The sequence below is a fragment of the Pseudomonas sp. UF-293 genome, assembly GCF_058245595.1.
The window spans coordinates 1-12771 of sequence record NZ_JBSICA010000001.1; the positions used below are offsets into that span (position 1 = coordinate 1).

Here is a 12771-nt window from a genome sequence, read left to right on the forward strand (position 1 = left end):
GGAGGCGAATTCTACAGCGTTAATCGCTGCTGTCAACACCTCTTTTTCTCCGCTTTCGACCGAGAAGATCGAACCGTCAAAAGAGCCAAACATCACCGCTCTTTCAACTCCTTCCAGGCTTCGATGATCTGAAGCAAGCCGCTGTCGAAAACTGCGTAACTCTTTGAATCTCAAGGAGTTTTCCGTTTCGACTGCGCCGGAAGTGGGGCGAATTATAGACCTCTGGAATCTGCCGTCAACCGTTAATTTCGCTTTTCTTTCAATAACTTGCAGGTTGGTTAAAAAACAGCCAATCAGATGAGAAAACATAGTCCTCTATATAGAAGAAGACTTAAAGCACGCCTTCTTCCTTCAGCACAGCCACCGCACCTGCGCCCAGTCCCAACACTCGCTGCAGAACCTCTAGCGTGTGTTCACCTAATAAAGGAGGCGCATGACGATATTCGACGGGCGTCTCCGATAACCTGATCGGGCTGGCTACCTGAGGCACCATCCCCGCCAATGCATGAGGCAGCTCGATAGCCAGACCGCGCGCCTTCACTTGAGGATCTTCAAACACCTGCGACAGATCATTGATAGGCCCACAAGGCACGCCCGCCTGCTCCAATTGAGCAACCCACTCGGCTGTCGTCTTGAAAACCGTCGCCTGGCGGATCAGTGGAATCAACACCGCGCGGTTCGCCACCCGCAGCTTGTTCGTCGCGAAGCGCGGATCATCCGCCCACTGCGGTTGCCCCGCGACCTCGGCGAACTTGCGGAACTGCCCGTCATTGCCCACGGTGAGGATGAAGTCGCCATCCGCCGTAGGAAAGTCCTGATAAGGCACGATATTCGGATGCGCATTGCCCAAGCGCTTGGGCGCATTGCCCGTGGTCAGGTAATTCATGGCCTGATTCGCCAGACACGCAACCTGCACATCCAGCAACGCCATGTCGATGTGTTGGCCGCCACCGTCGTGATCGCGATGAGCCAACGCCGCGAGAATCGCCACCGTTGAGTAAAGCCCGGTGAGAATATCCGTCAGCGCCACGCCCACTTTCACCGGGCCAGCGCCATCATCTCCTTCAGGTCGACCAGTCAGACTCATCAAGCCGCCGAGGCCTTGGATCATGAAGTCATACCCTGCGCGCTTGGCGTAAGGGCCGGTCTGGCCGAAGCCGGTGATGGAGCAATAGATCAGATTCGGGTTGAGCGCCTTCAGCGACTCATAGTCCAGTCCATAGGCTGCCAGGCCACCTACTTTGAAATTCTCAATCAGAATGTCCGACTTCGCCGCCAGGTCGCGCACCAGCTTCTGCCCTTCAGGCCGGGTGAAGTCGATGGTGACCGATTGCTTGTTGCGGTTGGCCGACAGGTAATACGCGGCTTCCGACGTGTTCTCGCCGTAAGCGTCTTTAAGGAAGGGCGGCCCCCACGCCCGAGTGTCGTCACCATTACCCGGGCGCTCGACTTTGATCACTTCGGCGCCAAGGTCGGCGAGGATCTGCCCAGCCCAAGGCCCGGCCAGCACTCGCGATAAGTCCAGTACCCGCAGATGCGACAGCGCGCCCATGATCCGCTCTCCTATTAATAGAACGCTTGCAGACCGGTTTGCGCACGCCCGAGGATCAGCGCGTGAACGTCATGGGTACCTTCATAGGTATTCACCACTTCCAGGTTGACCAGGTGACGGGCCACACCGAACTCATCGGAGATGCCGTTACCGCCGAGCATGTCGCGCGCCATCCGCGCGATATCCAGCGACTTGCCGCAGGAGTTGCGCTTCATGATCGAAGTGATTTCAACGGCAGCGGTACCTTCGTCCTTCATACGACCCAGACGCAGGCAGCCTTGCAGTGCCAGGGTAATCTCGGTCTGCATATCGGCGAGTTTCTTCTGTACCAGTTGAGTTGCGGCCAGCGGACGACCGAACTGCTGACGATCCAGAGTGTATTGGCGCGCGGTGTGCCAGCAGAATTCGGCCGCGCCCAGCGCCCCCCAGGAAATGCCGTACCGTGCGGAGTTAAGGCAGGTGAACGGACCTTTCAGACCACGGACATCCGGGAAGATGTTTTCTTCCGGCACGAACACGTTGTCCATGACGATCTCACCGGTGATCGAAGCGCGCAGGCCGACCTTGCCGTGAATCGCCGGAGCGCTCAGACCTTTCCAGCCTTTCTCCAGAACGAAGCCACGGATATCGCCGGCATCATCCTTGGCCCAGACCACAAATACGTCAGCAATCGGGCTGTTGGTGATCCACATCTTCGCGCCGGTCAGGCTGTAGCCGCCATCGACCTTACGCGCCCGGCTAATCATCGCGCCCGGATCGGAACCGTGGTTCGGCTCGGTCAGGCCAAAGCAACCGATCCATTCGCCGGAAGCCAGTTTCGGCAGATACTTCTGTTTCTGTGCTTCGGTACCGAATTCGTTGATCGGCACCATGACCAGTGAGGATTGCACGCTCATCATCGAGCGATAGCCAGAGTCGACGCGCTCGACTTCACGCGCGATCAAGCCATAACTGACGTAATTGAGACCGCTGCCACCGTATTGTTCTGGAATGGTCGCACCGAGCAGACCGACTTCGCCCATCTCGCGGAAGATCGCCGGGTCGGTTTTCTCATGACGGAACGCTTCGAGCACACGCGGAGCGAGACTCTGCTGAGCGAACTGTGCGGCGGTGTCGCGGATCATCCGCTCTTCCTCGGTGAGCTGTTGATCCAGCAGCAGGGGATCGATCCAGTTGAAGCTAGCTTTACCGCCCATGAGTGTGCCCTCGCAATCGGGTGAATTAACGTGGCATTGATCCTAGGCGCGGTTCGTCATCGCGGCAAACGAGGATTTCGCATTCTGTTGTGCTAATTTCTCACTCCGAAACGTCTCGAAATGCCATTTATCCGGCGAATTAGTGAGGTTGATGTACATGCGCAGGAAGATCCCCAGCACCGCCGCTCTGATCAGCTTCGAAGCTGCCGCCCGCCATGAGAGCTTTACCCGGGCCGCTGAAGAGCTTTCCCTCACCCAGGGCGCCATTTGCCGACAGATCGCCAGCCTCGAAGAGTTCCTCAGTGTGGAACTGTTCCGGCGCTCGCGGCGCGGAGTGAAGTTGACCGAGGCGGGGCTTTCTTACAGCCGCCGGGTGGCAACTCAGCTCGATGCAGTGGAGCGCGATACCCTCTCGGTGATGGGCCAGCAGGGCACCAACGTCATCGAGCTCGCCGTCGTCCCGACCTTCGGCACGCAATGGCTACTGCCCCGCCTCAAGGACTTCCAGCTCCAGCACCCGGAAGTGACCGTCAACCTGACCAACCGCACCCGGCCGTTCCTGTTTGCCGATACCGAATTCGATGGCGCGATCTACTTCGGCGATGCCGATTGGTCGGGTACCGAATCCCACAGATTGATTGGCGAAAATCCGATGCCGGTGTGCAGCCCCGCCCTACTCGGCGATCGCAAGCAGCTGACAGCGCAAGCCATCGCCGAGCTACCACTGCTGCAGCAGACCACCCGACCTTACGCCTGGCGCCAATGGTTCAACTCGCAGCAGTTGAATATCCCTCGCGACATGACAGGTCCACGCTACGAGCTATTCTCCATGCTTGCCCAAGCAGCCATGCACGACATGGGCGTCGCCCTGATTCCGCCGTTTCTGATTCAGCGTGAACTGGCCGAGAAACGCTTGGTGGTTGCAAACCCTCAAGCGCTGTCCAGCATCAAGGCCTATTACCTGATGATTCCGGAGCGAAAGGTCGAATCGGCATCGCTGAAGGCATTTCGCGACTGGCTGATAAACCAAGCGCAGAGCTACAGCCTAGAAGAATAAAGGCCTCGGGCAATAACTAACCCCGTAGTCAGAAAATCCAAATCCCTACAGATATAACTATTTGTCGCTTTTGCGCAGACTGTATCCGAAAGTCGTACAGACGTCCCACAAGCTGCCAAGCACGTGGCTTTGAGCCTCTAATGGCGACTCATTACTGCCTATTCACGCCACCGATGCGATTTTTTTTAAAATTCAGCCAGAATCCTTGCAGGGCACGGCTTGCAAGGGTTTCAACTGGCCGTCTGCGACATTCGGTCACGGCATGACTTGTAGTTAATTTTCCGTCACCCGTCATAATCCCTTGAAGGGCATAAAGTTCGCCTGCAAAATGCCGCGCCCCGCCCTGATTCGGCGGGATCGTGCTGATCGGCCGCCCCAGCCGCACCATCCGTAGTGCATGGGTTTACTCAATAAGATCACGCAGGAGATTTGACGTGCACATTGGTGTTCCTCTCGAAACCCAGCCCGGTGAAACACGGGTTGCTGCAACCCCGGAAACCATCAAGAAGCTGATCAGCCAAGGCCATAAGGTCACTGTACAAAGCGGTGCCGGCGTCAAAGCCAGTGTCCTGGACAGTGCCTATGAAGCAGCCGGCGCAAGCATTGGCAGCGCCAATGACGCGTTTGGTGCTGAGCTGATACTCAAAGTGGTCGCGCCAAGCGATGCCGAACTGACGCTGATCAAGCGCGGGACGGTGCTCGTGGGCATGCTCAACCCATTCAACAACGAGACCATCGCGAAGATGGCCGAATGCGGCATTACCGCGTTCGCCCTCGAAGCCGCGCCGCGCACCTCGCGGGCGCAGAGTCTTGATGTGTTGTCGTCGCAGGCGAACATCGCCGGCTACAAAGCGGTGCTGCTGGCCGCTCACTATTACCCACGCTTCATGCCGATGCTGATGACCGCTGCGGGCACCGTGAAAGCCGCGCGCGTGCTGATTCTCGGCGCGGGTGTGGCCGGTCTGCAGGCGATTGCCACGGCGAAACGTCTGGGTGCGGTGATCGAAGCGTCCGACGTGCGTCCAGCGGTGAAGGAACAGATCGAATCCCTCGGCGCCAAGTTCGTCGACGTGCCTTACGAGACCGATGAAGAGCGCGAATGCGCTGTTGGTGTCGGCGGTTACGCGCGGCCGATGCCGGCGAGCTGGATGCAGCGTCAGGCCCAGGCTGTGCACGAGCGCGCCAAGCAGGCCGATATCGTCATCACCACCGCGCTGATTCCGGGCCGCAAAGCGCCGACACTGCTGAGCGCCGAGACTGTGGCGCAGATGAAACCGGGCTCAGTGGTCATCGACCTCGCAGCCGCCCAAGGTGGCAACTGCCCGCTGACCATCGCTGATCAGGTCGTTGTGGAAAACGGTGTGACCATCGTCGGCCCGACCAACCTCGCTGGCGAAGTCGCTGCCGATGCTTCGGCGCTGTACGCACGCAACCTGCTGGACTTCCTTAAGCTGGTGTTCACCAAGGAAGGCCAGTTCGACGTCAACCTCGAAGACGACATCGTCGCCGCGTGCCTGATGTGCCGCGACGGCCAAGTCATCCGCAAAAACGCCTAAGCAGGGATTCAGACGATGGAAGAGCTTATCTCCCCCGGTATCTACAACCTGATCATCTTCGTGCTGGCGATTTATGTCGGTTACCACGTGGTCTGGAACGTTACGCCTGCGCTGCACACGCCGTTGATGGCAGTCACCAACGCGATCTCGGCGATCGTGATCGTCGGCGCCATGCTCGCCGCTGCGCTGACCGTCACGCCGCTGGGCAAGACCATGGGCACACTGGCTGTGGCACTGGCGGCGGTCAATGTGTTCGGTGGCTTCCTGGTCACCCGCCGCATGCTTGAGATGTTCAAGAAGAAAGCCCCGAAAGCAAAAGAAGAGGCGCCGAAGTAATGAGCATGAATCTCGTCACGACGCTCTACCTGATCGCGTCGATCTGCTTTATCCAGGCACTCAAAGGCCTGTCGCACCCGACCACTTCGCGGCGCGGCAACCTGTTCGGCATGCTTGGCATGGCGCTGGCTATCATCACCACGGTCGGCCTCATCTATAAGTTGGGCGCTGAACTGGCCACGGCTGGCATCGGTTATGTGATCGTCGGCCTGCTGATCGGCGGCACCGCCGGGTCGATCATGGCCAAGCGCGTTGAAATGACCAAGATGCCGGAACTGGTGGCGTTCATGCACAGCATGATCGGCCTCGCGGCGGTATTCATTGCCATCGCAGCGGTAGTTGAGCCGCAGTCGTTGGGTATCGTTAAACAACTGGGCGATGCGATCCCTGCGGGCAACCGTCTGGAGCTGTTCCTCGGTGCGGCGATCGGTGCGATCACTTTCTCCGGTTCGGTGATTGCCTTTGGCAAGCTCTCGGGCAAATACAAGTTCCGCCTGTTCCAGGGCGCACCGGTACAGTTCGCCGGTCAGCACAAGCTCAATGCGGTTCTGGGTCTGGCTACGCTGGTTCTTGGCCTGACGTTCATGTTCACCGGTAACCTCACTGCGTTCGCGCTGATGCTGGCGCTGGCGTTCGTGATGGGCGTGTTGATCATCATCCCGATCGGCGGCGCCGACATGCCGGTGGTGGTGTCGATGCTCAACAGCTATTCCGGCTGGGCGGCGGCGGGGATCGGTTTCTCGCTGAACAACTCGATGTTGATCATTGCCGGCTCGCTGGTGGGTTCGAGCGGCGCGATTCTCTCGTACATCATGTGCAAGGCGATGAACCGTTCCTTCTTTAATGTGCTGCTCGGCGGTTTCGGCAATACGGCAGACGCAGGTCCTGCCGGTGCGCAGGAAGCCCGTCCGGTGAAATCCGGCTCGGCTGATGACGCAACCTTCCTGCTGACCAACGCCGACACCGTGATCATCGTGCCAGGTTACGGCCTCGCAGTGGCCCGTGCACAACACGCACTGAAGGAATTGACCGAGAAGCTGACCCATCGCGGCGTAACCGTGAAATACGCGATTCACCCGGTTGCCGGTCGCATGCCTGGGCACATGAACGTCCTGCTCGCCGAGGCCGAAGTGCCTTACGACCAGGTGTTCGAGATGGAAGACATCAACTCCGAATTCGGCCAGGCTGATGTGGTGCTGGTGCTCGGTGCGAACGACGTGGTCAACCCGGCCGCGAAGAACGATCCGAAGTCGCCGATTGCCGGCATGCCGATTCTCGAAGCGTTCAAGGCCAAGACCATCATCGTCAACAAGCGCTCGATGGCCAGCGGCTATGCAGGCCTGGACAATGAACTGTTCTATCTGGACAAGACCATGATGGTTTTCGGCGACGCGAAGAAAGTCATCGAAGATATGGTCAAAGCGGTCGAGTAATTCACCGTTGCAATAGCAAACGCCCCGACCTGTCGGGGCGTTTTCGTTTGCGCCACATGGTGGACAATTTGCCGCGTTGTTGCAGATCCGGTAACGGTGTTTTACTTCAAACCCGCGAAATAGAGGCCTCGTTTGCGACCTTGGTAGCGGGACAGGCGCCGGCCAAATTCACTAGACTGCGCATCCTGCTACTCGTTGCCCGAGATAATAATCCATGTACCGTGACCGTATTCGCCTGCCTTCGTTGTTGGACAAAGTGATGAGCGCTGCCGACGCCGCTGCTCTGATTGAGGACGGTATGACCGTCGGCATGAGCGGTTTCACCCGTGCCGGCGAAGCCAAGGCCGTTCCCCACGCATTGGCCGAGCGGGCCAAGGTCACGCCGCTGAAGATCAGCCTGATGACCGGCGCCAGCCTGGGCAACGACCTCGACAAGCAACTCACCGAGGCCGGCGTGCTGTCGCGGCGCATGCCGTTTCAGGTCGACAGCACGTTGCGCAAGGCAATCAACGCCGGCGAAGTGATGTTCATCGACCAGCATCTCTCGGAAACGGTCGAGCAGTTACGCAACCAGCAGTTGAAACTGCCGGACATTGCCGTCATCGAGGCAGTCGCGATCACCGAACAAGGCCACATCGTGCCGACCACGTCGGTGGGCAACTCGGCCAGCTTCGCGATCTTCGCCAAACAAGTGATCGTCGAGATCAACCTGGCACACAACGCCAACCTCGAAGGCCTGCACGACATCTATATCCCCACGTACCGCCCGACGCGCACGCCAATCCCGCTGGTGAAAGTCGACGATCGCATCGGCAGCACGGCAATTCCGATTCCGCCGGAGAAGATCGTTGCGATTGTCATCACCCAACAGTCGGACTCGCCGTCCACGGTGTCGGTACCGGACGCCGACACCAACGCTATCGCCGAACACCTGATCACCTTCTTCAAGCAGGAAGTCGCGGCCGGGCGCATGACCAACAAACTCGGCCCGCTGCAGGCCGGGATTGGCAACATCGCCAACGCAGTGATGTGTGGCTTGATCGACTCGCCGTTCGAAGACCTGACCATGTACTCCGAAGTGCTCCAGGATTCGACTTTCGACCTGATCGATGCCGGCAAGCTGAGCTTTGCCTCGGGCAGCTCGATCACCCTGTCCGAGCGGCGCAACAGCGACGTGTTCGGCAACCTGGAGAAGTACAAGGACAAACTGATTCTGCGGCCGCAGGAGATCTCCAATCACCCGGAAGTGGTGCGGCGTCTGGGCATCATCGGCATCAATACCGCGCTGGAGTTTGATATCTACGGCAACGTCAACTCTACCCATGTCTGCGGCACGCGGATGATGAACGGCATCGGCGGCTCCGGCGACTTCGCGCGCAATGCGCATCTGGCGGTATTCGTGACCAAATCGATCGCCAAGGGTGGCGCCATCTCCAGCGTGGTGCCGATGGTCAGCCACGTCGACCATACCGAGCATGACGTCGACATTCTGGTGACCGAGGTCGGGCTGGCCGATTTACGCGGCCTCGCGCCAAGGGAGCGTGCGCGAGTGATCATCGACAACTGTGTGCACCCGGACTTCCGCCAGGCACTGAATGATTACTTCAGCGCTGCCTGTGCAATCGGCGGGCACACCCCGCATATTCTGCGCGAAGCCCTGAGCTGGCATATGAACCTGGAAGAAACCGGGCGCATGCTGGCGGTGTGATTCGCACAGATAACCACCGAGGCAAACACAGTTTTGCTTCGGTGGATGCCCGCGAGAAGCAGGATCACCAAAAACTGTACTGCTGTACCGGTCGTTTCCTACAGCAAATCCCTAGTCAATTCCCTAATACAAGCAGAAATGCACCAACCGAGTGCAGACAGGTACAGTTTGCCCAATTTCGACCCGTACACCATCCATAAACAGTTAACTGCTCACTCACAATACAAATGAACTGTATCTAGAGAGACTAGGCAAACGAGAGGATCATGGGCACCAGTCAAACCACTACCTGATCCCGCCACAAGCGGAAGGATGTCAACCATGGAACGTACACTCAGTTCCGAACTGTTCTTCGAAGACAAAGCTGTAAACACCCAGGCTTCCCTGCCTCTGCGCGTTATTGCCAACCTGATGTTGTGGCAGCGCCGCATCTCCAGCCGCCATCAACTGGCTCGCCTGGACTCGCGTCTGCTGGCCGACGCCGGTATCAGCGAAGCACAACGCTACGAAGAGCTGAGCAAGCCGTTCTGGCGCTAAGCAGCGTCGCTGGCTCTGGTCGTCAGACCCACCGCCAGCAACCCGAATTGCACAAGCAGAACCCGTCGTGGGAAACCACGACGGGTTTTGTCGTTTTGGGGCGGCAAACGCTCTAAAACGCATAATTGATCGGCGGAAAGTACAATTTCACAAACCATAAAAATGACCAGTACAGTTATTCAGAAACGTTTGAGTATCAGTGGCCACCACTGGGCGAACCGTATCTGGCAGCCTAATATCCATGCAGAACGTGGCGAACGTTGCGCAACAGGCGTCTGACTCCTCAGATACCGAGCCACCTCTCACTACGGTTTATCCAAAGGAGTTACATCATGACCCGTCTTCGTCTGCTCAGTGCCGCCGCCCTGCTGGCCGTGGCTGCCAACGCCAGTGCTACCAGCTTCATCGTCACCACCGACTCGATCGTCGGCGCGCTGAAAGCCTCTTCTGACGCCACTTCCGATGTGACCTCCTCTTTCCGTGACGACAAGATCGTCCTCGCCGCCCGCGACGATGCCGCCAGCTTCGTGGCCAGCGAAGGCGATATCCGTGGGGTGAAACTGGAAAGCGCGCTCGATCACATCCGCCATCAGGCGCCACAACTCAATGCCACCGATGCCCAATTGGCTCAAGCCATTCTGACCCTCTGATCAATCGTGGCATCGCGGGACACGCCAGCCGTGTCCCGATGTTTCAATGCTGGCTCTGGCCCGGGCATTTGCGCTAGCCTTCAGGCTCGTTAACAGTTGTCGAGTCCCATGCGCTTTCTTCCAACTCTGCTCATCTCTTCCACTTTATTCGCTGCCTGCTGGGCGATGTCTGCCAACGCCTTCGACGCTTTCAATGCTTCGACTCAAGGCACGGTTGTCAGCGGTTACGCCACCAGCATGGTGTCTTCTGCGCCGTTCGACCGTAAACTGCTGCTCGCCGCCCATGATGACGCGGCAGCCTTCGTCGCCAGTGACGGTGAATGGCGAGGCGCACGGCTGGAATCCGCGCTGCATTACCTGCGCAAAACCCGGCCGAAACTTCATGCCAGCGACCTTGAACTGGCAGAGGCAATTCTCGTCCAATAGTTATCCTTTTCCTTCCGGAGTCGTTCCATGCGTAGCCCGCTGATTGCTGCCGCCCTTGGCCTGTTTGTGTTGGCCGATGTGGCCCAGGCGCACACCCTGGTAGCCACCAGTAACATCATCGTTCGTGCCTCCCAGCGCACCATCGATTTCACCTCCGATACCACCACGTCGATTCGCGATTCGAAAATCATCCGCGACGCCCACGACGACGCCGCCAGCTTCGTCGCCAGCAACGGTGACATCCGTGGCGCGCATCTCGAAGCCGCCCTCAACACCTTGCGCACTCGCGTGCCGGAAGCGCGCGACGCCAGTGATCAGGTACTCGCCGAAGCCATCCTCGCACTGTGAGGTCCATTGGCGCCTGGCTGCTGGCCGGGGCGTTGTTGCTGCTTGGCAACAGCGCCCACGCCGGCCTGCAATTGCGGCTCAAGACCGAGGGTCTGAGCCCGGCTCAACAACAGGCCAGTCAGGCGCTGATCGATGAAGCCATAGCGAAACTGCCGCCGAGCTTCATCGCGCGGCTGGATCGGCGCATCGACGTCGGCTGGACCGACGACATGCCTGCCAACGCTTATGGACAAGCGACGCTGGTGTCCGAGCTCGATCTGAATCGCAAGCTGCTCGCCGGTCTCACCGATGGCAGCGCGGCAAAAGAGAAAACCAATCGCCCCCACGGCACCGTGCGGCAGGAACTGCTGGCCACGGTGCTGCACGAAATCACGCATATCTACGACCGTGCGCGTTTATGGCCAAGCGCCGAGCGCACGTTGATCCAACGCTGCACCCGACGCTTCAACAGTGCCGGGCTGATCGGTATTCCCGATGAGTGTCGCGGGCAGAACGGTCGCCGCTTCACCATCAGCGATGACCCGCGCCTGCTTGACCTGGCCGGGTGGCAGCAATATGTCGGCCGCCGTGGCGAGCGCGAACAACACAATCGCCAGATCGCGCGCAGTCCGGACCTCTACGAGATCTCCAGTCCCAAGGAATTTGTCGCGGTCAACATGGAGTACTTCCTCCTCGACCCGAGCTACGCCTGCCGCCGCCCGGCGCTGTATCGCTACTACAAGGAACATTTCGGCTGGGCGCCGGCAGCACAGGACGCCTGCAGCAAGAGCTTCGCCTTTCTCAATGCGGGCAATGATTTCGCCAAGCAGCCTCTGGGGCAAGTCGATCCGGAACGGGTCTACGCGGTCGATTACCTGCTGGCCGAGGCCAATCAGAACTGGGTCAGCCGCTGGGGCCACAGCATGCTGCGCCTGGTGATCTGCGCTCCCGGTCGCCCGCGCGGCCCGGATTGCCGCCTCGATCTCGATCAGCACCTGGTGCTGTCCTATCGCGCCTTCGTTGGCGATGTGCAGCTGTCGAGCTGGGACGGACTGGTCGGCAAATACCCGTCGCGGCTGTTCGTGCTGCCGCTGGCGCAAGTGATCGACGAATACACCAAGACCGAGTTGCGCAGCCTCGCTTCGGTGCCGCTGAGCCTGTCTCGCGAGGAAATCGAAGGCGTCGTAGAGCATGCCGCCGAGATGCACTGGAGCTACGACGGCAACTACTTCTTCCTGTCCAACAACTGCGCGGTAGAGGGCTTGAAACTGTTGCGCAGCGGCAGCAATAACAGCCAGCTTGTCGGGCTCGACAGCATCATGCCCAACGGCTTGCTCGAAGTGCTCAAGGGCCGTGGTCTGGCCGACACCAGTGTGCTCGACGATCCGAAAGAAGCGCTGCGTCTGGGTTATCGCTTCGACTCGTTCCGTGATCGTTATCAGGCAATGTTCGATGTGCTGAAGAAGCAACTGCCGATCAAGCAGACCACTGTCGAAGACTGGCTGTCACTCAGCGCCGAACAACGCCGCGAATGGTTCGATCGCGCCGACCTGCGCACCAGTGCGGCGCTGTTGCTGCTCGAGCAGGCCAGTTTCCGCCGGCAGTTGTTGCTGGCGCAGGATGAGGTCAAGCAACGCTACCTCGGCGCCCGCGAGCTGGAGAACGGCGGCATGGACAAGGCCAACGCGACCTTGCAGGAGATTCTCGCCAACAGTGGCTTCCTCAGCCGCCCGGCGGAACTACTCGACTCCAAAGGTTACGGACTGCCGCAGCCAAGCGAGTTTGGCCGACTGGAAGCGGAAAGCAGCCAACGGCAGAAGAAGCTGCTGGCGCTGTCCGGCGATCTCGATACCGAAGTGCGCAAGCTGCTCGAACCCAAGCGAGCGGCTGAAATTGCCGCCAGCGAGGCCAACGTCAAGCAGATTGGCGAGCATTTGCGCAAACTGCACAAGGCTTCGGGCGGACTGCAATTACCCTGAGCACAAAAAAAGGC

The 12771-nt window shown here is 59.1% G+C and carries 13 protein-coding genes; 10 read left to right on the forward strand and 3 right to left on the reverse strand.

The features are described from left to right. From AC4IHP_RS00005 to AC4IHP_RS00015, 3 genes are all read right to left on the reverse strand, one after another. Nucleotides 1-309 (reverse strand): hypothetical protein (locus tag AC4IHP_RS00005; RefSeq protein WP_490830576.1); only part of this gene is annotated, 309 nt, incomplete at its 3' end. Between the two features lie 22 nt (nucleotides 310-331). Beyond that, nucleotides 332-1555, reverse strand: coding sequence for a CaiB/BaiF CoA transferase family protein (locus tag AC4IHP_RS00010; protein WP_490830786.1), 1224 nt, complete (start codon nucleotides 1553-1555; stop codon nucleotides 332-334). 11 nt (nucleotides 1556-1566) lie between these two features. Further along, nucleotides 1567-2748, reverse strand: coding sequence for an acyl-CoA dehydrogenase (locus AC4IHP_RS00015; RefSeq protein ID WP_024015035.1), 1182 nt, complete (start codon nucleotides 2746-2748; stop codon nucleotides 1567-1569). A gap of 157 nt (nucleotides 2749-2905) precedes the next feature. On the opposite strand from AC4IHP_RS00015, the gene AC4IHP_RS00020 reads away from it, so the two are divergent. The 10 genes from AC4IHP_RS00020 (at nucleotide 2906) to AC4IHP_RS00065 (ending at nucleotide 12757) form a co-directional block, all read left to right on the forward strand. Beyond that, on the forward strand, nucleotides 2906-3805 hold the full coding sequence (locus AC4IHP_RS00020) for a LysR family transcriptional regulator (RefSeq protein ID WP_490830577.1): 900 nt from the start codon (nucleotides 2906-2908) through the stop codon (nucleotides 3803-3805). Nucleotides 3806-4239: 434 nt separating this feature from the next. Next, on the forward strand, nucleotides 4240-5361 hold the full coding sequence (locus tag AC4IHP_RS00025; protein WP_490830578.1) for a Re/Si-specific NAD(P)(+) transhydrogenase subunit alpha: 1122 nt from the start codon (nucleotides 4240-4242) through the stop codon (nucleotides 5359-5361). Nucleotides 5362-5376: 15 nt separating this feature from the next. Continuing rightward, a complete protein-coding gene (locus AC4IHP_RS00030) occupies nucleotides 5377-5697 on the forward strand; it encodes an NAD(P) transhydrogenase subunit alpha part 2 (protein WP_003220416.1) in 321 nt (106 codons plus the stop codon). Beyond that, nucleotides 5697-7130 carry an NAD(P)(+) transhydrogenase (Re/Si-specific) subunit beta gene (locus AC4IHP_RS00035; protein ID WP_130899524.1) on the forward strand — a complete coding sequence of 478 codons (1434 nt, stop codon included), beginning with the start codon at nucleotides 5697-5699 and terminating at the stop codon, nucleotides 7128-7130. The genes AC4IHP_RS00030 and AC4IHP_RS00035 overlap by 1 nt, the downstream gene beginning before the upstream one ends. Nucleotides 7131-7344: 214 nt before the next feature. Further along, the gene (scpC, locus tag AC4IHP_RS00040; protein WP_490830579.1) at nucleotides 7345-8838 is read left to right on the forward strand and encodes a succinyl-CoA:acetate CoA-transferase ScpC; all 1494 of its coding nucleotides are present in this window, start codon (nucleotides 7345-7347) and stop codon (nucleotides 8836-8838) included. Nucleotides 8839-9159: 321 nt separating this feature from the next. Then, nucleotides 9160-9375, forward strand: a complete 216-nt coding sequence (locus AC4IHP_RS00045; protein WP_007911656.1) for a DUF1127 domain-containing protein — start codon at nucleotides 9160-9162, stop codon at nucleotides 9373-9375. Nucleotides 9376-9707: 332 nt separating this feature from the next. Continuing rightward, a complete protein-coding gene (locus tag AC4IHP_RS00050) occupies nucleotides 9708-10025 on the forward strand; it encodes a DUF2388 domain-containing protein (protein WP_042608980.1) in 318 nt (105 codons plus the stop codon). 108 nt (nucleotides 10026-10133) lie between these two features. Continuing rightward, complete coding sequence (locus tag AC4IHP_RS00055) at nucleotides 10134-10451, forward strand: DUF2388 domain-containing protein (protein ID WP_490830580.1); 318 nt, start codon at nucleotides 10134-10136, stop codon at nucleotides 10449-10451. 27 nt (nucleotides 10452-10478) lie between these two features. Continuing rightward, nucleotides 10479-10799 (forward strand): DUF2388 domain-containing protein, encoded by a 321-nt coding sequence (locus tag AC4IHP_RS00060; protein WP_490830581.1) that lies wholly within the window; start codon nucleotides 10479-10481, stop codon nucleotides 10797-10799. Beyond that, entirely contained in the window at nucleotides 10796-12757 is a 1962-nt protein-coding gene (locus AC4IHP_RS00065; RefSeq protein WP_490830582.1) for a DUF7844 domain-containing protein, read from the forward strand. Before AC4IHP_RS00060 ends, AC4IHP_RS00065 begins: the two co-directional genes overlap by 4 nt. Nucleotides 12758-12771 lie beyond the last annotated feature (14 nt).